Genomic DNA, 18,991 nt, shown 5'->3' with positions numbered 1-18,991 from the left:
TAGCCTGAAAATTTGGGTCTGAGTGCCGATGGTGGTCCATGTTTTGCCACTGCAGTCAGAAACGCATATTGCCTTAGCAATCTGACCTGGATGTTCGAATCGTCTGTGGAAAACCGACGAGACCTTCGCGAAGAAGCATGTAGTCGCAGGCGAGGCGTCCGATGGAACACCGCTACGTGTTCACTCGGATAATGGCTTTGATGACTTTCGACTCGGGATCAAGCCAAGAGTCGAATACTTTGGGGACGTCATCGAAGTCGGCTTGGTGAGTCATCCAAGGCTGAGTGTCGATGGTGCGATTCTGAATCAAACCGATAATCCGCGAAAAGTCTGACGGTAATGCGTTGCGGCTGGCGAGCAGTGTAAGCTCGCGACGGTGTAAGATTGGCGAATGTGCAAATTCAAGCCGCTCCTGGGTGATGCCCACATATACGACTCGCCCCGCAAACACAGCGAACTCAAAGGCGCGGACCATGCTGCGGGCGTTGCCTGTGGCGTCGATGACGATGTCTGCTAGTCTTCCGCCGCCACGCTGTCGAACTGCGATTTCGTCGGTTTGGTCTCCCTGGAAGCGAATCACATTGGGAAGCTTCATCGACTGCTGGACAAATTCCAGGCGACTTGGGTTAACATCGGCTACCATGACATTGGCACCGGTGAGCTTGGCAAATTCAATGACCGACAAACCAATCGGCCCAGCTCCAATCACCAACACGTTTTCACCTAGCTGCGGGGCGGCGCGATTCACCGCATGACAACCGATGGCCAGCGTCTCAATCAGCGCGGCCTGAGAATAGCTCAGCTCTCCCACCGGATGTAGTTTGTTGGCGGGCAGGATGACTTGATCTGTTAACCCTCCATCGCACATCACGCCGTAGGTCTGATTGTGCTCGCAACAGTTGGTGTGTCCTCGCAAGCAGGCGTCGCATTGTCCACAATTCAGATAGGGTTCGACACAACAACGCATGCCGGGGCGCAGGTGGCCAACTGCCTGGCCTACTTCCAAAACCTCCACGCCCAATTCATGGCCAGGAATCCTCGGAAATGCAAAGTAGGGAAACTTGCCGAGATAGCAGGCGATATCCGTGCCACAGACCCCCATGCGATGGACACGCACCAGCGCCTGGCTGGGCTCGGGTCTCCCGGGCTCGGGGATGTCGACGAACGACCATGATTTTGCGGCGCTGATTTGCAAGGCCTTCATCGTCAGTTGTTCTCTGCCAGCCCTTCTTGATGACTCACATTGTGTACCGGCTCCAGGATGCCCAGAACCTCTCCCAGCAACTCTGTGTCGATCGGCTGCTCAAGCCACTGAGCCCACTTGCGGATATTGTTGGGGTTGGCGCTACCGGTAATTGTCGTCGCCAAATCGGGATGGCTACACGCGTACTGCAGCGCCAATTGCGCAATGTCAACTCCTCGGCTTTGGCAATGCTCGGCGGCCAATCTCGCTGTCTGCTGAACCGTCTTCGAGTCGCGATGCCAAATCGGCAGCGGTGCATTGGTCAGCAGTCGGGCAGCGAACGGACCTGCGTTCATAACTCCAATATTCTTAAGCTTCATCAGCGGCACGATGTCGTCGACCAGCCGAGTATTCTGCAGCGTGTATTGGTTGTACGACAGGATGCAGTCCAGCTCGGCCTGCGCCGCGATGGTACTAAAGATTTTCATGGGATAACCACTGATTCCTACATAGCGAACCTTGCCAGACTGTTGCAATTTACGCAAGGCCGGCAACGTCTCATTAACAATCTGTGGCAGCGGCACGAATTCGATGTCGTGACACAAAATGATATCCACATGGTCGGTGCGGAGCCGATGCAGACTCACATCGACACTTTCCGCAACGCGCCGAGGTGAAAAGTCGAAGTGTCCTGCGTCATAGCGTCCAAGTTTCGTACACAGCAAATAAGAATCTCGTGGAACATCCTTGAGGGCGATGCCCAGCAGAATCTCAGACATGCCGCGACCATAGTAGGGTGAGGTATCAATGAAATTCATACCAAGCTCCAGTGCAACGCGCACGCTGGCGAAAACTTCGTTCAGGTCTACGCTGCGAAACTCGGCCCCCAGCGACGACGCGCCGAAGCTCAAGATGGGCAGTTCCAGCCCGGTTTTTCCGAGGGGTCTGGTAGGGATGGTATAGCTCATGGTCAACCTAAAAATACAGGCTTCAAATGCCGTTCCAGGAGGTTTGTTGTGACATTCTGGCCGACGATTTCACGATTGGCCTTCAACAGATCAGTAAATCGACTGCCGGCTTTGGCGGCCAGCTTGAATGATACATGTAGCAGTTGTCGAACGTTCGCATTGAAGCTCGCGTTGTTTGGAATATGCCGGATGGTCGAGGCCAATTTGGCTGCATCCCATTGGTTCACTTCATGCGGATGTGGCAGAGACCGCACCTGGATGTCAACGACTGACGCGTAGGGTGCACATAATTCTTCGACATGCTCAAAGGCGTAAGCGTAGATTTCCTTGGTCAAACACAAGCCATCCCCGCCCGCTTCGGACAAGCCAATCAATTCTTCCAGCCAAGTGGTGCCGGCCGTCTTCACATGAACCCCGGCACCGGTCTGCTCAATTGACTGGCGAATGATGGGGTAGAGGCTGAATTTGTCGCTTCCACTGTGAACGCTCAGCTTCAGGTTCTCCGGCAGTCCATAGCGCTTGACCGCTTCGGCAATCACCGCGATGTCCTCGTTGAATTCGACTTCAAATTGGTGCACGTCACCGACGTAATCGACTCCCTTATTAAACCGCCCGGTAAATTTGGGAGCGATCGTCTGCAGCTTGACCCCAGCGTCGGCAAGTGCGGCCAGAATAATCATTAACTCCGGAGGCGTTTGTGGAAGGTCGGTCTCATCCATCGACACCTCAGCTATAAAACTGTCTGAGCCCTTGGCGGCCTTTATGTGGTTATAGATGGCTCCCGCAGTCTGGCAAGCTTTCAAGAACTTCAGTGCCACTCGCTCCACGAATTCACGCTGAATCATGTACGGTTTGTTGAAACCCGTCAGCTCAAACGTTCCCATCAGTTCAGGATGTCGTGAAATGAAATCGTCGATCTCCGTCGTCGCGCTCGGCTTGCCAATCGAATCGGCCACATCGATGGTAAAAAAGTCAGAGCAGTTCAGGTAGCGATCCACAGTTGCCAGTTGAACATGGTCGGCATCAACATGCCACTGATCGTACCAGCCAAGCTCGCGCACTGCTTCTTCGGCAGCCATCTGAACGCTGGCCGGTTCTGAACCCACTAACGAATGCTCGCGGTTGGATTTGTTCCACACCGGGATAACTCGCGGTCCAAGTCGGGACAACTGCTGAAATGCAGCCAGTTGAGCCGAGGCCTGATGTGCAAAGCGATCACCGATGCCGAATGAGTATTTGGCTAGTAGCACTGATATGGACCGTAATGTTCTAGTGTTATTGGAAGTAAACCCTGTGCGCGTTCTGTCCCCAGATAGCCGCACGTTCTGAGTCGCTGAGAGCAACAAGCCACTCTCGGACGACGGTGATCCAGCGCTGATAACTGGAGGCCAGGCGGGCCACCGGCCAGTCGGAGCCAAACAGTATGCGACTGGGTGTGAACGCCTCCAGAATCACTTGCCAGTATGGATCCAGCTGCTCAACGCTCCAATGCGCATGATCGGCTTCTGTTACCATCCCCGATAATTTAACAACTACATTGGAAAACCCGGCCAACTTTTTAATCAGGGATCGCCAAGGATCGAGTGTTGCCCACTTGATCTTCGGTTTTGCGATATGGTCAACCACAAACTGCTGGTCCGGAAACGCTGCCGCCAGAGCAATCGCGTCTGGGAGCTGATGTTCATAGATCAGAATGTCGTAGATCAAATCGAAATGCTTCAGGGAAGCGATGCCTCGCCGGAACGCTTCCCCGGCCATGAACATCGGCTGAAGTTCATCTTGAACGACATGACGAACGCCAACGGCCTTGGGATGCTTGGCGAATTCCTGTGCCTGCTTGCCGGCCTGATCCGAACGCAAGTCAATCCAGCCGACGACACCCAGTATAAAATCATGCTCATCTGCTAGCGATATTAGAAAATCGTTTTCCCGTAGCGATTGACGGGCCTGAACGGCAATGCAGCCATCCAGGCCAGCGGCACTCAGCAGCGGCCACAAATCTAGTGGAAGGAAATCTCGATCCAAAGTGCGGTTAGAGTCGAAATGGGTGTCCAGTCCAGTCGGCTGGCGGGCGCGGCTGACCTGATTCCGTGGAATCCAGGGATAGTCCAGCGAATCGTAGGTCCAAAAGTGCTGATGAGCATCAATACGCATCAGCTGCGAACTCCAACCAGCAACAGTAAGTTGGCCCACGTTGCTTGATCCGCAGTCTGAATTGTCAGCACGTGATCGGGCGACATGACGGCGTCATAAAAGTCCCACTTCATAATTGGCTCAAGGTCTCCTGCAAATCCTGATTGCTTTAAGATCGAACGATAGGTCGTCCATACCGCCGGATCATCTGTCAGCGCGTATGGATCGCCGGGGTCGATTCCCATTGTGTGAATGTGATCGATCGGCAAGGCTTTTAGCAGCGGCGCCAGCACTTGGGCAACGGTTGGCACCCCTGGAGTTAACTGCAAGGATACGAGTTCCGCGTTCGGTCCCTTCTTGGTTGAAGCTGGATAGTTGCCGTCGGCGATCAGTATCTTGGCATGATGTCCCGCTTTGGCGATTGCCGACAGTATTTGAGGATGCAACAGTGGAGTTTTGAGCATGGCGTCGCTAGGTGGTTGAAAAAAACTTTCGGAAGGTTTGCATCGTCATTTCAGCGGCGGAAACCGAATCTGGCAGTGGCAAGACTTCAGCCGACAGATAGCCCTGGTAGCCTCCAGCGCAAATCGCATCGGCAATCGGTTGATAGTCGATGTGTCCATACCCTGCAGCCCGTCGATTGGAATCTGCCAAATGAATATGGCCAATATACGGCAGCGCTTCGATTAACGAACCGGCTATGTTCGGCTCTTCGATGTTGGCGTGGAATAAATCCACTAGCAGTTTGACATTCCGCACATCCAATGACTGAATCAGCGCTACTGCGTCGTCAATCGTGTTCACCATATTGGTTTCATATCGATTCAGTGGTTCGAAAAACAGACTAATACCCAGGTCATAGGCCGCCTGTCCGAGCTGGTTAAGTGAATCTCGCAAAAAAGCCAGTGCTCGGGCGCAATCGCACTCTGCAGTCCACCGCCCTTGCATAGAACCGACAATGACCGGAGCGTTCCAGGTTGCCGCTGCATGGATCATTGAACGAACAAACTGCTGTGCCCGCTGACGATGCGAGGTATCTGAGTGGCTCAACGACAACCCATACTTAACCATGCCTGCTCCCGTCCCGAACGCAGCGATTTGCAATGGATATTCCAGCACTGTCTTGATTGGCAATTGCCGAATCGTCTCACCGTCGGGTGCGAAAACTTCAACCGCGTCCAAACCGATCCGAGATGCTTCACTGCAAGCTCGTTCGAAATCATCCCAAAATACAAACGGCCCACCTCGGGCCTCGGGAACCAAACTAATTGTTATGGCTGATTTGGGCATCCAATTGCATTCTCTAAGATTGATCGAAATTTGTCGTCCACCAGCTGGCTGCGCCCAGGAAATTCTCCTGCGTGTCAGTTCCGGATTCTCTTCAAGTTATCATTTCATAGCCTCTAACAGACTGCTACGATCATCAGTCCATACAATCTGTTTACCATTCAGCATGGATGTCGGGTAGAACTGGAGTTCGGGAATATTCTGTTGTTTTGAGGGACGTCGGATCAGCACCCATTCACTCATGTATTGCTGTAGGCTGACATCGGCAGTATCCAGGTGGTACGCTAGCTCCAGCCGATTGTGTATGGCAATATCGTATAGTACACCCGTCAGATCTACGTATCGGTTGGAAATGTGAAAAGCCAGAATGCCATCCGAAGCCAGATGTCTGAGATAAACGTCGGCAGCCTCGCGCGTGATCAAGTGGACGGGAATGGAATCACCGGAGAACGCATCGACTGCAATGATGTCAAAGTTCTGCGGCGTTTCGGACTCGAGCGAAAGTCGAGCATCGCCCATCACCACTTCATACTCAGCTTGGGATTTTTTGATTTCTGCTAAGTAAGTGAATGGATCTTCAGCCAATTCTACAACTTTGTGATTGATTTCGTAAAACCGAAACTGATCATTTTTTTGCGCATAAGCTCCAAGGGTTCCAACACCCAGACCTACCGCCGCGATCCGTCGAGGCCGGCCGCCCTGAGTAGCCCGGAAAACTCGGCCAATCCCCGATGTCTCACCGTAGTACGTAGTCGGCGTGGGGAGCATTTCGATGTTCGACAGGTCGCCCTCTACAGATATCTTGGCTAGTTGACCACCGTGCGTGATGTGTCCGTTCATCAAGGAAACGTACAGCAACGGCGGCGTCGTAGAGAGGGGACGAACGGCGACTTTCAGGACTCCGTAGAAATTGCGCCCCGTACTCCATACCATCTGGTAGCGTTGCAAATATCCATAGGACCAAACCAATCCGTGGCAGCCAAAGATAGCGACAATAATTGCCCAGGCCCATGCGCGGCGGCCACGATGCAGTGGCGATTGAGCCTCTAAATGCAGAATGGCTATTGGAATCAGGCCAATAACGATCATCACCAATGGTAGTTCGTAGTAATCGGGATAGAGCAGTGGTGCTACCAATCCAACGTAGAAGCCTCCTAACATTCCACCGCCAGAAATGTACAGGAAGTACTGTGTCAAATGCTCGACTGCCGGTTTGGATCGCTCCAATTCCCCATGAACGACCATGAAAGCACAGAACAGCGCCAGTAGATTAATGGTCAGCAAAAATGACGTTGGTACGCTGGAGAAAAGCTGGCCATAGATCATTGCCGCCACGAAACTGAGTATCGTCAGGATTGGCATGAACCAGAGTCTGCGGTACCAATTGCTGGCCCCAAAGCAGAGGATGAAACTGAGAAGGTAAAGCGTCAGCGGAGCTAACCACATAATCGGCACGCTGGCAATGTCTTGACACAGGTAGGTGGTCATGGACATAAGCACGGTAGTGCCCGTGGCTGCCAGAAACAACCAAATGGCCCGCCGCGTCCACGTTGGCCCAGCGACAGTCACCGCAACCTCTTGGGAGCCTGTGGTCCATTGGCGCTGGTGACGAGTGTTGTCCGCGAGGGGCACTGCTGGCGAGGCTTTTGTCTGCGGTGTTTGCCAGACCCACAGCAGGCATCGGAACAGCAAAACGCCCAAGAACACGAACAGCACAGTCCAGACGAACGAGATCATTCTGGTTCCAAGCAGTCTTTCTGCGATCAACGTGTAAGTTAACAGTGCCAACAGTGAACCAGCGTTGGAAAGTGAGTAGAGCTGATAGGCAGAGGCTCCTACAACCATCGCCCACCAACGCTGTACTAGGGGGGCGTTGGTTGCTAATAAGAAGTAGGGCAGCCCTACGCTGAATGCCAATACTTGCAGAACTCCAAATGAGGGATCGACGGTCGCCGTGGCTCGCCAAGTGTCAGACGGCAAAATAGGCAGCGTACCTATCGCCGCCACGACCACCATGCAGTGCATGACAACTTGAACTCGCGGCTTGAGATACACACTCGTTAAGTGAGCGTAAAGATATCCGGCAAACAACACCGTCTGAAAAAACAGTAGGCACATCGTCCATACCGAAGCGGTGCCACCGAACCATGGCAAGATCAGCTTGCCAATCAACGGTTGAATCTGAAAGAGCAGGAAAGAACCCACAAAAGTTGTTAGCAGGAACGCCGCCTGACGCCATGTCCAGTTTCGTTTGGAACTCGAAACTTCGGTGGGCGCGTGCCTCGGTTTGTCACGGTGTTTCATTCGGTACTGTTCCAAGCCGATGGCGATGTTTCGGCCACAGCGCAAAGCCGTATTGCTAGTAGTCGCTAAACTGGTTCATCATATCACAAAGTGGCCTCCGCTCGTGGCAGGTGGACGTTGTGATACCGCTTTGAACAGTATCCAGATGTCGCGCTGTCACGCTTGTACGACGCGTGACCTATGCTGCCGACAGCCCGCACGTACTGGACCTCGTATGTCATCGGATTTAAGTTCAAAAGTACATTCGGGAGCAACGGTGAAACCATACGCTACATTCGCATGGTTCAATCAGGCCTATCTTGCAGCATTGCGGGAACTTTGGATGGCGGATTCTCTTTACCAAGCAATGGGTTCACCGCGGGGCCACCCGGTAATCTCTGTGGTTTATAGGCCAAATTTGGCGGGTAATTGAGGTGTCGGAAAGGAGTTTTCTAGGCGTATGGGTCAGAAGGCTGTCGTTTGTCGTCAGTTTGGACCTCGACGAAATCCGGCTCGAAGGCTAGATTACTATTTCCTTGAATCTGGGGTTAACAGAATCGCTAATACACCGCCAGTCGTGCGGCACGCGACACCCCCTCCTTTGGCGAAATTTGAGTGTGGAGGCCCGGTCTTGAGAAAACCGCTGATTGCCGGAAATTGGAAGATGAATCTGCTGCGAGATAGCGGCCTGAAATTGGTGCGTGCGTTAGCTGAGCAGCTCCCACCTCCTGAACAGGTCGCGGTCGCGGTATGTCCCCCCAACGTCTATTTAAGTGACATCGCGTCGGCCCTGCGCGGCAGTAGTATCGCTCTGGGTGCCCAGAATATGTACCACGAGTCCGAGGGCGCGTTTACCGGCGAGGTCAGCGGGCAGATGCTGCTAGACGTCGGCTGTCGCTATGTGATCGTTGGTCATAGCGAACGGCGCCAGTTCTTCGGCGATACAGATGTCACGGTCAATCAAAAAACGATTGCGGCGCTGAGCATCGGCTTGACCCCAATCGTGTGCGTTGGCGAAACGCTCGAGCAACGCGAGAGCGGACAGACCGCACAGACCATTGAGACACAAACTCGCGGCTCGCTGGCCGGCTTGACCAGTCAGCAGGCTGGGAACTTGGTGATTGCTTACGAGCCGGTATGGGCAATTGGCACAGGCCGAACTGCCACACCAGAGCAGGCCGAAGAAGTGCACGCTCAAATTCGCTCGCTGCTTACCGAACTCTGGGGCGTTGGCACTGCCAACACTGTTGGAATATTGTACGGCGGTAGCGTCAAGGCTGACAACGCCTCACTGTTGCTGGGCCAACCTAACATCGATGGAGCGCTGGTAGGCGGGGCTTCGCTGAAGGCCGACTCGTTCGCAGCAATTTGCGCTGCCGGGTGCAGAATGACGGTGGCCGCTGGTTAGTCCGGTCGTCGGGGGTTTGAACCTTTCACAAGAATATTTCAGTTGTTCAGGAAAGCGTAGCATGTTATTGGGTCTCTTGTCGCACTACTTTTTTGGTATTTCCATCTTCTTGACGTCACTGTTTTTGATTCTGCTGGTGTTGGTTCAGCGAGGTCGCGGCGGTGGAATTGCAGGGGCTTTAGGAGGTGCCGGTGGTCAAAGCGCCTTTGGTACCAAGGCCGGTGACCTGTTTACGCGAATCACAGTCGGAGCAGCTACCGTATGGATCGTCCTGTGCTGTGCGGCCATCTTTTTCCTTAAAGGTCAGGCATTTACAACAGGCGTCAAAGAGACGTCGGCAGCTGCGGGCAGCCTCAGCGGGATTGGTGAGGCAGCGTCGGTGCAGCCCGCCGCCCCGTCCATCAATCAACCGGCGGATTCGCCTGCTGCAGCACAAACGCCCACCGATGCCACAGCTGCGACTGACCAGAACGCCGATGATGATACAACTACCAGCGGCCAGACAACGGAAAGTGAACCAGCGGCCGCAGTGGAAGGTGCAACGAGCCCAGCGGCCCAGGCCGCTCCTGCTGCGGCTACCGAGGGCAACGAATGATCGATAGGTGTGTGAACCGCTACATTTTTGGACGGGTAGTAACGTTTGCTTAGCATGACCGGACAAGGCGAAGGTCGCGCGCAGTACCCAGGCGGCGGGACAATTGCGGTCGAAGTGCGATCGGTCAACCATCGTCACTTAAAGATCAGTCTGCGCACCGCTGCCGGACTGGGCGGAATTGAACCCGCTATTGAATCACAAATTCGATCGCAACTCCATCGTGGTTCAGTTCAAGTGAATGTTCACTGGATTGGTCGCACGACGTTAGACTTGTATCATATCCAATTGCCAGTCGTACAAAGTTACATTCGCCAATGCCAAAACGTGGGCGAGCAATTGGGTTTCGAACCAACGATTCAATGGTCCGAACTGGTTAATCTGCCGGGTGTAATCACTGAGGCCATGGAGCATCGCGAAGAGTGCCCAGAGCTTGAGCAATGTGTCTTGCATGCGGTGTCCGAGGCGCTCAACGACTTGCAGCGCATGCGCGCCAGCGAAGGCGGTGCCATGGCTCGAGAGCTTCAACGATTGATCGGTGCGATGGAGCAGGCACTCGACAACATTCAACAACGCGCTCCGCACGTGTTAGCCGAATACCGCCAGCGCCTTAAGCAAAGAGTGATTAAAGTTCTGGCCGATGCAGCCGTCGGGAGTGACGCAGCGGCGGGTGACACAGCAGCCGCTGTGACCGTTTCCGACAGCGATTTACTACGAGAACTGGTTCTAATCAGTGACAAATCGGATATTCGCGAAGAGATTGTCAGGCTCCGCAGCCACTTTCAGCAGTTTTCCGATCTGCTGGTGAGTTCCGAAAGCCAGGGCCGCCGACTAGACTTTTTGATTCAGGAAATGTTTCGCGAGTCCAACACCATCGGATCGAAGGCCGCCGACGCACACATTGCGCGGCAGGTCGTCGAGCTGAAGACCTTGATGGAGCAGGCCCGAGAATTAGTTCAGAACGTGGAGTGATTGTGACGCAGCCAGGTCGCCTCATCATCATGTCTGGGCCGTCGGGGGCTGGCAAGAGCACCGTGGTTCGCGGGCTATTGCAGCACTGCCCATTACCAATCCAACTGAGTGTGTCGGTGACAACTCGTTCGCCCAGACCCGGTGAAGTTTCAGGCCGAGAATACCATTTTGTGTCCCGTGAAAAATTTCAACAATTGCGTGCCGAGGATGCTTTTTTGGAGTGCAAAGAGGTGTTTGGTTGCGGCGATTGGTACGGTACGCTGCGCAGCACGGTGACCGACGGGTTGGCCGTCGGCAACTGGGTTTTATTGGAAATCGACGTGCAAGGCGCGTTGTCGGTCCTGGAGCAGTACCCACAAGCGATTAGTATTTTTATTCACCCCGGATCGTTAAGCGAGTTAGAGCAACGGCTACGTGGCCGAGGCACAGACAGCGAGCAAGCTATCGCTCGACGGCTAGAGGTTGCCGCCCAAGAGCTGCTAGCGCTTCCCAGATATCGCTATGAAATCGTGAATCACCAAGTCGAACAGTCGGTTACACAAATTTGTCAGCTATTACAGCAACTCAGTCAGGAGACGACACATGCTCGAAGCACTTAAAGAAGAAGAAATCGTCAACAAAGTTGGCGGTCGTTTTAAGCTATCTACACTAATCCAGAAGCGGCTGGTACAGCTGAATCGTGGCAGCCGGCCTTTGGTCGATACCACGTCAACCGACAAGATGGAGATCGTTTTGCAGGAAATTATGCAGGACAAAATCTTCCTCAGCGCCGCCGGCGAAATGGCAATTGTTGGCGAGCGTGATGGAGGCGATTTATTGGACATGGACAGTATCGAGCTGTAGCCCATGGCCGCGCGGATTGTCGTAGGAATTGGTGGCGGAATCGCAGCTTTCAAAGTAGCCGGATTGGTCAGCCGCTTGGTCCAGCAGGGTCACAACTTGGACAGTGTATTGACGGCGGGGGCGACCGAATTCATCGGTGCTGCTACGCTTACCGCGCTGTGCGGGCGACCTGCCATTGTGGATACCTACGATCCACGGTTTCCGCTGGGACCGCACATTGAACTGGCTGAAGGAACCGATTTGCTGGTGATCGCTCCAGCTACGGCCCGGCTGCTGGCCTCGTGCGCGCACGGCTTGGCCGATGATCTGCTAGCGACGTTATATTTGGCCTGCCAATGTCCAGTACTGATGGCACCGGCCATGAGCAGTCCGATGTGGGACAAACCTGCCGTACAACGGAACGTACAGCGATTGCGGGATGACGGCGTGCAGTTCGTTGGCCCCGAACAGGGGTGGCTCAGTTGTCGCAAGCTTGGCTATGGTCGCATGGCCGAACCCGAGCAGATTTTGCAGGCCATCGGCAAGTTGATTGGTTAATTGGGTTGATTGGATAATTGGAGCGTTACGGCAGACGGCGTTGGTGTGATTCTCGAGCCGTCGAATTCATCGAACTTGCAATTGCATTGGCGACCGATTATGCAAACTCCCTATTGATTATTTTAGACCGCTACACGCACCCTACTAGCTGTTGCAGATGGCGGCAGTTCCCAGCATGGCTCGCATTCTGATCACCTCCGGTCCCACGCGTCAATATCTTGATCCGGTGCGCTATTTGACCAACGCCAGTAGCGGTCGCATGGGTAGTGCATTGGCTGCCAGCGCGCTGCGTGCAGGACATCAAGTTACGGTTGTCTCTGGCCCAGTCAGCATCTCCTATCCCGATGAAGCACACGTCGTCACTATCCGCACGACTCAAGAAATGCTGGATGCCGTACAGCGGTTGTTCCCAGAGTATGACGGCTTGATCGGTGCGGCTGCACCATGTGACTACATGCCGCAACATATTCGCACCGAGAAGATTGCAAAAGACGGGCGTCCATTACAATTGGAATTGATTGAAACTCCAGACGTGGTTGCCACGGCGGCAGCCAGCAAACGCTCTAATCAATGGGTAGTGGGATTTGCACTCGAAACAGAAGATCAACATTTTCGAGCGATCGTGAAAATGCAACGCAAGTGCTGCGACTTGATGGTCAGCAACGGTCCATCAGCGATTGATTCGGAGTGGAACGATGTCGAGATTCTTGCCGCCGATGGCAGCACGTTGGCTCAAGTAGCTGGATCCAAGTCAGATGTGGCTGATGCGATCATTATGGCGGTTCAATCATTGATCCTGCCAGCCAGCGGCAAACATTGAGTCGCAGGAATTATGGACTCGCCACTTCAAAAGCAGCATTAAAACATCGCATGACCAGCCCAAATGACATCGACCTGAAGACGCGCCTGGGTAGGCTTACGCTGCGTAATCCAATACTGGTTGCGTCTGGTACCTTTGGCTACGCCCGCGAGATGCAGGGCTTGATCGATCTAAGCTGCTTGGGAGGAATACTGCCCAAGACGATTACGCTACAGCCACGCGTGGGGAACGCCCCGTGGCGAACCGTGGAAACAGCCGCTGGGCTGCTGAATTCGATTGGACTGGATAATGATGGCGTCGAGTACTTTACGCGCGAGCACTTGAGTTATTTGCGGACTTTGGACACGGCAATTGTGGTCAGCATTGCTGGAAAGAATTGCGCTGAATTTGTCGAACTGGCTCGGTGCGTGGATGCTGCTGGCGGTGCAGCGGCGCTCGAATTAAATATCAGTTGTCCCAATGTGAGCGGTGGAGTGGATTTTGGTACCGATCCCGAAATGTGCCAACGCGTCGTGCAGGCGGTACGCGACGCCTGTGCCCTCCCAGTTCTGGCGAAATTGACACCCAACGTTTCGCGCATCGCCGACATTGCTCGAGCGGCGGAGGCGGGGGGAGCGGATGCCGTTTGTTGTATCAATACATTATTGGGTATGGCCATCGACTGGCGCCGTCGCCGGCCCATCCTTGGAAACGTGATGGGGGGCCTGAGCGGGCCGGCCATCAAACCTGTGGCGCTGCGCTGCGTCTATCAGGTGGCCGGTGCAGTTGCCATCCCTGTGATTGGTATTGGTGGAATTGCTTCCATCGACGACGTTATGGAATTTATGGCGGCTGGTGCCAGCGCTGTTCAAGTAGGCACTGCCAATTATTACGCACCCACTGTGAGCCAGCAGTTAGTCGAACAGTTGCCAGGCGCGCTGGCTGAGCTTGGCGTATGTTCGGTCAGCCAGGCGGTGCGCACTTTTTGAGTTTACGTCCGTTCACCTTCACAGATCACGGCAGGTCATGCGAGTTTTATCTGGTGTTCAACCCACAGGTCGCTTCCATTGGGGCAACTACTTCGGCGCCATCCAGCAGTACATCCACTTGCAAGAAGAACATGAGGGCTACTATTTCATCGCCGATTTGCATGCACTGACTACGGTTCGCGATCCCGAGTTGTTGCGATCCTACAAACGGGACGCCGCTCTGGATTTGTTAGCTCTGGGGCTGGACCCTGCTAAAGCGGTCCTGTTTATGCAATCCGATGTTCCCGAAGTCTCCGAGCTGATGTGGATATTGATGACCTGCACGCCCATGGGGCTACTGGAACGCTGTCATGCATACAAAGACAAAAAAGAGCGTGGTCTGACCGCCGATGCTGGGCTGTTTACCTACCCTGTGCTCATGGCTGCCGATATCTTGGCCTACGATTCGAACTGGGTGCCGGTCGGCCAAGATCAAGTTCAGCATATCGAAGTCTGTCGCGACTTGGCCAACAGCTTCAACCATCTGTATGGTGAAGTGTTTGTCTTGCCGGAAGCCAGATTGCTGTTAACCAGCGCTAAAGTTCCTGGATTAGATGGTGAAAAAATGTCCAAGAGCTACAACAACACCATCGAATTGTTTGAGGAGCCCCAGGCAATGCGCAAAAAGATCATGCGCATCGCAACCGACAGCCGCCCACTGGAACAACCCAAGCCCCCTGAATCAGATCATCTGTTTCAGCTCTTTCAACTCTTTAGCCAACCAACCGCAATAGAGGAAATGGCGGCGATGTATCGTCGCGGGGGTTTTGGATATGGTCAAGTAAAAAAACAGTTGGCAGACGCGGCCGAGAATTACTTTGCAGAGGCTCGTCAACGTCGGCAACAATTGGCAAATCGACCTGACACGCTCAGCGATATCTTGAAAGATGGAGCGCAACGCGCTCGGCAACGTGCCCGGCAAGTATTGGATCGTGCTCAACAGGCCTGTGGGCTAGTGGGGAAATGATCTAGACCCATATAGAAAATACGAGGCTCAATTCGGCTGGCGAGTCTCCCCCGGGGGACCCCTGACTTCTTGGCGCTGCCGGCTTGTTTCAAGGTCCTATCGAAGTTGATTTCGAGCTGCGCAAGGATGGCATTGCAGGCGGCGCGAAGTCGAATTCTACGGAGCCGTGCTCAACGGCGCTGACACTGCACTGGCTTTGGTAGTGGTTGCAGGCGTGGAGTGTGAAATCAACTTGGCCTGTTCCAGCAGACTGCTGACCACGGACCGGACAGTTTCGGCAGGTAACGCATAACTGGAAACTCGTCCCGCGCGCGCGATGTTGATGCCCACTGCCTTGCCATCCAAGTTGAACAATGGCCCGCCGCATTGATTCGGCTGTAACACTGTGTCGTGCATAAATACGCGGCTAAATCCGGTGGCGCGAGCGCTGATCGGTCCGTTAACTTCCATTTCTGTTTCGTCGCCCAACAGTTCCTGAGTCAAATCCATCAGCCGCACGCGCGTGTCAAAGGTGCTGTCATCGCGGTGGACGGTTAGGTTTAAGAACTGGCCGCCCTCTCCGTTACTGAGCAACGACAGTAACTCGGTCCGCGATTGAACCGCATTCCCATTCACCCCGCTGATACTATCTTGTTGTTTTAAGCCCGCTTGATGAGCGCCACTGCCAGCCAGAACTCGTTTGACTAACACGCCCTTTTGTGTTCGATTGTTGTCGATTGCCAGTTCGACACCTAGTACCGCTTTTTGGCTGGGAACTCGTGAAGGCCCTGCACTGACCACGCCAATCGCCGCTGGTGTGCTCGATCGAGCGTCGGTAGTTGCCAACCATTTGCCTTGTGCCGGAATAGACGATTCCCATTCCACCGCCATCAAGCCGTTTGCATCGATACGCACGAGTGCCAAATCGACATCCGGGACAGTGCTAACAACTCTTGCCGAGTAGGTTCGCTGGTCGAAAAGCAGGCATTCGATTTCCCGGTCACGATCCAGTTCGCTGGACTTCGTGACAATCCAGCCCTCCGCATCCACGATTGCGCCCAACGCTATTAATTGGCCGTCCTGGCTTAATTGAACTGTCGATCTCCACGACTTGCCGGTTGCTTCCTTGAAAGCTTCCAGCATGAAAAAGTTATTGCGATGATTCGAGTGTCTTAGTCCACTGGAAAAATTGGGACGCAATGCCGAACGCTGCGCTGGTTCCTGGACCAATACATCGCCAGTGGACACTTTCTGGTCGCGTGGCGGCAGAAGCTGCGGAATTCGCTCGGACTGCTTGTCCGATGCTGACTGTGGTGAATTGTCCAGAGCTTGCCCCGTTAGGGACCTGTAGCAGGCGGCGGTGGATTCGCAGCACTGACAACCGCTGGTCAGTAGCAGCACACTACCCAACAGTAACACAATGAGAAGCAGGGGGAGCTTTGATCGAATCACCATTCGCCTTCCATAGTCAGCGCCTCAGCAATGCGTTCAACACGGTTTCGGCCACCCAGTGAAAGAACCCGGTAGCTAGCAATTCATCCGGCCAGCAATCTGCCGCTTGCTACCCATCCGGCTGGGGTGACCGGCTCATCACATTGTAATTGAATTGGCAAGAAATTTGTCAACCCAGCAGGTGAAAAGTTGGCGGTTGCCCGTTAGTTTGAAACGAATAAGCGGATCAGGCCGCCCGATGGCCGATTATGTCTCTAGCCTTCTGGGCGGTGGCCATGATAAGTATTCTGGGCCGAGGTTCCGCCAGGACGGACTGTTAGGTACAGTCGCTACCATCCGTCGGCTTGGCGACAAACGACCGTTTTCAATCAACAGGCTTTTCAAACCGACTCAATGCAGGTGAGTTCACAATGATGTCGCATGGACGCTACATTCGTCGTTCGGCTGCAGTGCTACTGTTGTTCATGGTTTATACGGCGGGGACGGGCTGCCGCAGCTATCGCTATGGACACCTCATCAAAGGCGACCAGAAAGACATCGTTGGCAGCCATACTGCCGGGGCCGAGGTCTATAATCCGTTGGTGGAAGAGGCCGTCGGTCGCATGTTAGCCCATTGCCAAGTGCAAACCGTTAATGGCCAATTGGCCAGTACAGGGCCAGCTCCAGAAGGAACGCAGCCATGCAAAGTCTGTTTCGTAGGTGTTGAAAACAAGAGCGCTGAAGAGTTGGCTGATTTTAAGGATCAAATCTACCAGCTGATCGATACTCAAATTAACCGCGATGGAAATTTTCAGGCAGTTAGCCGCAGGATGGTAGACGCCGCGCTGATTGAAACTCGCCTGCGCCCCGACTCGCTGCTCGTTCCCGGCAACATGCAACTGTTCGCGTCGGTGCTGCAACGCCAAGGACAGCCGATCGACTATCTGCTGTACGCCACACTGACCAGCGGGACTACCGAACGGAATTCATCGACGCAGCGCAACTACCTGCTCACGTTGGAAATGGTTGACACGCGAACCGGAGCCTATCAAAAGGAACAAGCCGAAATTCGCAAGGGCTACCATCGTAGTCCTCTAGGACGACTGGCCAACTACAGTCTGTGGCCCACCGGGCGTTAGCCGGCGGAATACGCGCATCGACTTAGGATACAGTGAACGGTGATGCCACTTCACAACTCAGCCGCATCGCCACTACTCTTGGTCGCTCTGCTTGGCGGCCTGCTTCTGGCTGGCAGCCTGGGCTGTAGTTCCCACTCAAAACGGCTGCGAACTTCTCGCCAAGACTTTTACAGCAACAATCTGCCAGCTGCGCATCGGTCGCTAACAGAACTCAGTCAGGGTATTCGTTCCGATCACACCGTCGCAGAACTGGATTTGGCCCTGATCGAACTATTTCAGGGACAGCCGGCCTCAGCTGAGCTGCGATTAAGGCAAGTGCGTGATCAGTGGTACGAGGCCGAACAGCAGGTACTGGCCGATGAAGCTCAGGCCCTGCTTACCGACGATCAAAGGCGTGCGTATTCGGGCGATGTTCACGAAAAGCTGCTGATTGGCGTATTTTTGGCATTGGCCAGCCTAATGCATGATGGCAGCGATGCCGAGAGCTACACTTTGCAAACGCTGATGAAGCAACAGCAGTTTGTCGAACAAGCCACGGCTGACAATCAGACTGAGGTGCCCGATCTATTGGGCATTCCTCCCTTAGCACCCTACCTGCGTGGAATGCTGAGAGAAGCAACGCTGCACGATTACGATGACGCTGCCCGAATGTACCAATTGACTGCCGCATTGCTGCCCCAACATCCTCAAGTGGCGCAAGATATTCAGCGAGCAGCCTATGGTAATCACAGCCAACCTGGACACGGCGTGGTGTACGTGATCGCCTTAGTTGGCCGTGGTCCATACAAAGAAGAAACCACTGCTCCGGTAACACAAGCCGTAATGTTACAAGCCGACCAGTTGTTTTCCATCTTTGGAAAGTACAGCGTGCCGCCGACGCTGGCACCGATCAAGGTACCTGAATTGGTGTGTCCCCCGAAGCAATTTGATTTGATTGGCGTTCAAGTGAACGGACAACCAATCTCGACCACATTGCCAATGACTGACATTCGCCACATTGCTCAGAATACCTTTCAAGCACAGCTGCCCAAGCTGATGGCTCGCACGGTTGCTCGCCGTATTGCCAAAAAGGGTGCCGTCTACGCAGTCAAGAGCCAGATGCAGGCCAACCAACTAGCTTCGATTGCCATGGATGTCGCTGGCGTAGCATGGGAAGCCACCGAGTCCGCCGATACGCGCAGTTGGGGGCTGTTGCCTGGTGAGATTCAACTCTTGCGACTGGAATTACCCGTGGGCAAACACCAAGTGACGCTCGAGCCAACAACCGCTGGCCGACCAGTAGCTGCCGCCAAAACTTGCTACGTCGAAGTGCTGGACGCCTGTAACAGCTATGTCATGGGGTATTGGCCCGACCGTCAGTTGATTGGGCAATTGCTCGTCAATTGTCCGGCTCTGGTTCGGTAGGACGACTGCCGGCGTCAGCTCGTTATTTCCATTTACTT

General features: G+C 54.1%; 19 protein-coding genes. 11 read left to right on the top strand and 8 right to left on the bottom strand.

The features are described 5' to 3' along the window. Nucleotides 1–172: 172 nt before the first annotated feature. From KF752_00395 to KF752_00365, 7 genes are all read right to left on the bottom strand, one after another. Nucleotides 173–1,204 (bottom strand): zinc-binding alcohol dehydrogenase family protein, encoded by a 1,032-nt coding sequence (locus KF752_00395; GenBank protein ID MBX3419990.1) that lies wholly within the window; start codon nucleotides 1,202–1,204, stop codon nucleotides 173–175. 2 nt (nucleotides 1,205–1,206) lie between these two features. Then, nucleotides 1,207–2,151, bottom strand: a complete 945-nt coding sequence (locus tag KF752_00390) for an aldo/keto reductase (protein MBX3419989.1) — start codon at nucleotides 2,149–2,151, stop codon at nucleotides 1,207–1,209. 2 nt (nucleotides 2,152–2,153) lie between these two features. Continuing rightward, nucleotides 2,154–3,401, bottom strand: coding sequence for a hypothetical protein (locus KF752_00385; GenBank protein ID MBX3419988.1), 1,248 nt, complete (start codon nucleotides 3,399–3,401; stop codon nucleotides 2,154–2,156). Nucleotides 3,402–3,426: 25 nt separating this feature from the next. Then, complete coding sequence (locus tag KF752_00380; protein MBX3419987.1) at nucleotides 3,427–4,305, bottom strand: amidohydrolase family protein; 879 nt, start codon at nucleotides 4,303–4,305, stop codon at nucleotides 3,427–3,429. Continuing rightward, nucleotides 4,305–4,748 (bottom strand): RbsD/FucU family protein, encoded by a 444-nt coding sequence (locus KF752_00375; protein ID MBX3419986.1) that lies wholly within the window; start codon nucleotides 4,746–4,748, stop codon nucleotides 4,305–4,307. The genes KF752_00380 and KF752_00375 overlap by 1 nt, the downstream gene beginning before the upstream one ends. A gap of 7 nt (nucleotides 4,749–4,755) precedes the next feature. Further along, nucleotides 4,756–5,574 (bottom strand): sugar phosphate isomerase/epimerase, encoded by an 819-nt coding sequence (locus KF752_00370; protein MBX3419985.1) that lies wholly within the window; start codon nucleotides 5,572–5,574, stop codon nucleotides 4,756–4,758. 99 nt (nucleotides 5,575–5,673) lie between these two features. Further along, on the bottom strand, nucleotides 5,674–7,875 hold the full coding sequence (locus KF752_00365) for a fused MFS/spermidine synthase (protein ID MBX3419984.1): 2,202 nt from the start codon (nucleotides 7,873–7,875) through the stop codon (nucleotides 5,674–5,676). Nucleotides 7,876–8,314: 439 nt separating this feature from the next. Between KF752_00365 and tpiA the strand changes: the two genes are divergently transcribed. The 9 genes from tpiA to trpS all read left to right on the top strand — a co-directional run bounded on the left by tpiA (nucleotide 8,315) and on the right by trpS (nucleotide 15,000). Next, on the top strand, nucleotides 8,315–9,262 hold the full coding sequence (tpiA, locus tag KF752_00360; GenBank protein ID MBX3419983.1) for a triose-phosphate isomerase: 948 nt from the start codon (nucleotides 8,315–8,317) through the stop codon (nucleotides 9,260–9,262). A 61-nt stretch (nucleotides 9,263–9,323) separates the two neighbouring features. Continuing rightward, on the top strand, nucleotides 9,324–9,857 hold the full coding sequence (gene secG / locus KF752_00355) for a preprotein translocase subunit SecG (protein MBX3419982.1): 534 nt from the start codon (nucleotides 9,324–9,326) through the stop codon (nucleotides 9,855–9,857). Nucleotides 9,858–9,911: 54 nt separating this feature from the next. Next, nucleotides 9,912–10,826, top strand: a complete 915-nt coding sequence (locus KF752_00350; protein ID MBX3419981.1) for a YicC family protein — start codon at nucleotides 9,912–9,914, stop codon at nucleotides 10,824–10,826. Nucleotides 10,827–10,855: 29 nt separating this feature from the next. Continuing rightward, nucleotides 10,856–11,425: a guanylate kinase gene (gene gmk / locus KF752_00345; protein ID MBX3419980.1), complete on the top strand. Its 570-nt coding sequence runs from the start codon at nucleotides 10,856–10,858 to the stop codon at nucleotides 11,423–11,425. Beyond that, nucleotides 11,409–11,669 carry a DNA-directed RNA polymerase subunit omega gene (locus KF752_00340; protein ID MBX3419979.1) on the top strand — a complete coding sequence of 87 codons (261 nt, stop codon included), beginning with the start codon at nucleotides 11,409–11,411 and terminating at the stop codon, nucleotides 11,667–11,669. Before gmk ends, KF752_00340 begins: the two co-directional genes overlap by 17 nt. A gap of 3 nt (nucleotides 11,670–11,672) precedes the next feature. Continuing rightward, nucleotides 11,673–12,206 (top strand): phosphopantothenoylcysteine decarboxylase, encoded by a 534-nt coding sequence (locus KF752_00335; GenBank protein MBX3419978.1) that lies wholly within the window; start codon nucleotides 11,673–11,675, stop codon nucleotides 12,204–12,206. 175 nt (nucleotides 12,207–12,381) lie between these two features. Beyond that, on the top strand, nucleotides 12,382–13,026 hold the full coding sequence (locus tag KF752_00330) for a phosphopantothenoylcysteine decarboxylase (GenBank protein MBX3419977.1): 645 nt from the start codon (nucleotides 12,382–12,384) through the stop codon (nucleotides 13,024–13,026). Between the two features lie 50 nt (nucleotides 13,027–13,076). After that, nucleotides 13,077–13,994: a dihydroorotate dehydrogenase gene (locus tag KF752_00325; GenBank protein MBX3419976.1), complete on the top strand. Its 918-nt coding sequence runs from the start codon at nucleotides 13,077–13,079 to the stop codon at nucleotides 13,992–13,994. Between the two features lie 37 nt (nucleotides 13,995–14,031). Continuing rightward, nucleotides 14,032–15,000, top strand: a complete 969-nt coding sequence (gene trpS, locus KF752_00320; protein MBX3419975.1) for a tryptophan--tRNA ligase — start codon at nucleotides 14,032–14,034, stop codon at nucleotides 14,998–15,000. 156 nt (nucleotides 15,001–15,156) lie between these two features. On the opposite strand, the gene KF752_00315 is transcribed toward trpS, so the two are convergent. Next, the gene (locus tag KF752_00315; GenBank protein MBX3419974.1) at nucleotides 15,157–16,434 is read right to left on the bottom strand and encodes a PDZ domain-containing protein; all 1,278 of its coding nucleotides are present in this window, start codon (nucleotides 16,432–16,434) and stop codon (nucleotides 15,157–15,159) included. Nucleotides 16,435–16,841: 407 nt separating this feature from the next. Here KF752_00315 and KF752_00310 point away from each other — a divergent pair, with 407 nt between their 5' ends. Both KF752_00310 and KF752_00305 read left to right on the top strand, forming a co-directional pair. Then, entirely contained in the window at nucleotides 16,842–17,549 is a 708-nt protein-coding gene (locus KF752_00310; GenBank protein MBX3419973.1) for a penicillin-binding protein activator LpoB, read from the top strand. Nucleotides 17,550–17,588: 39 nt separating this feature from the next. Further along, nucleotides 17,589–18,953 carry a hypothetical protein gene (locus KF752_00305; protein ID MBX3419972.1) on the top strand — a complete coding sequence of 455 codons (1,365 nt, stop codon included), beginning with the start codon at nucleotides 17,589–17,591 and terminating at the stop codon, nucleotides 18,951–18,953. Nucleotides 18,954–18,991: the final 38 nt, after the last annotated feature.

The sequence above is a fragment of the Pirellulaceae bacterium genome, from assembly GCA_019636385.1.
Taxonomy (GTDB): Bacteria; Planctomycetota; Planctomycetia; order Pirellulales; family Pirellulaceae; genus Aureliella.
Note: the sequence above shows the minus strand (reverse complement) of the source record. Positions and strands in the feature narration are given on the sequence as shown.

Excerpts from the sequence above, each read along its gene's own strand:
- KF752_00395 (MBX3419990.1), bottom strand. The coding sequence starts at position 1,204 with ATGAAGGCCTTGCAAATCAGCGCCGCAAAATCATGGTCGTTCGTCGAC.
- KF752_00390 (MBX3419989.1), bottom strand. The coding sequence starts at position 2,151 with ATGAGCTATACCATCCCTACCAGACCCCTCGGAAAAACCGGGCTGGAA.
- KF752_00380 (MBX3419987.1), bottom strand. The coding sequence starts at position 4,305 with ATGCGTATTGATGCTCATCAGCACTTTTGGACCTACGATTCGCTGGAC.
- KF752_00375 (MBX3419986.1), bottom strand. The coding sequence starts at position 4,748 with ATGCTCAAAACTCCACTGTTGCATCCTCAAATACTGTCGGCAATCGCC.
- KF752_00370 (MBX3419985.1), bottom strand. The coding sequence starts at position 5,574 with ATGCCCAAATCAGCCATAACAATTAGTTTGGTTCCCGAGGCCCGAGGT.
- KF752_00365 (MBX3419984.1), bottom strand. The coding sequence starts at position 7,875 with ATGAAACACCGTGACAAACCGAGGCACGCGCCCACCGAAGTTTCGAGT.
- tpiA (MBX3419983.1), top strand. The coding sequence starts at position 8,315 with ATGGGTCAGAAGGCTGTCGTTTGTCGTCAGTTTGGACCTCGACGAAAT.
- secG (MBX3419982.1), top strand. The coding sequence starts at position 9,324 with ATGTTATTGGGTCTCTTGTCGCACTACTTTTTTGGTATTTCCATCTTC.
- KF752_00350 (MBX3419981.1), top strand. The coding sequence starts at position 9,912 with ATGACCGGACAAGGCGAAGGTCGCGCGCAGTACCCAGGCGGCGGGACA.
- gmk (MBX3419980.1), top strand. The coding sequence starts at position 10,856 with ATGTCTGGGCCGTCGGGGGCTGGCAAGAGCACCGTGGTTCGCGGGCTA.
- KF752_00340 (MBX3419979.1), top strand. The coding sequence starts at position 11,409 with ATGCTCGAAGCACTTAAAGAAGAAGAAATCGTCAACAAAGTTGGCGGT.
- KF752_00335 (MBX3419978.1), top strand. The coding sequence starts at position 11,673 with ATGGCCGCGCGGATTGTCGTAGGAATTGGTGGCGGAATCGCAGCTTTC.
- KF752_00330 (MBX3419977.1), top strand. The coding sequence starts at position 12,382 with ATGGCTCGCATTCTGATCACCTCCGGTCCCACGCGTCAATATCTTGAT.
- KF752_00325 (MBX3419976.1), top strand. The coding sequence starts at position 13,077 with ATGACCAGCCCAAATGACATCGACCTGAAGACGCGCCTGGGTAGGCTT.
- trpS (MBX3419975.1), top strand. The coding sequence starts at position 14,032 with ATGCGAGTTTTATCTGGTGTTCAACCCACAGGTCGCTTCCATTGGGGC.
- KF752_00315 (MBX3419974.1), bottom strand. The coding sequence starts at position 16,434 with ATGGTGATTCGATCAAAGCTCCCCCTGCTTCTCATTGTGTTACTGTTG.
- KF752_00310 (MBX3419973.1), top strand. The coding sequence starts at position 16,842 with ATGATGTCGCATGGACGCTACATTCGTCGTTCGGCTGCAGTGCTACTG.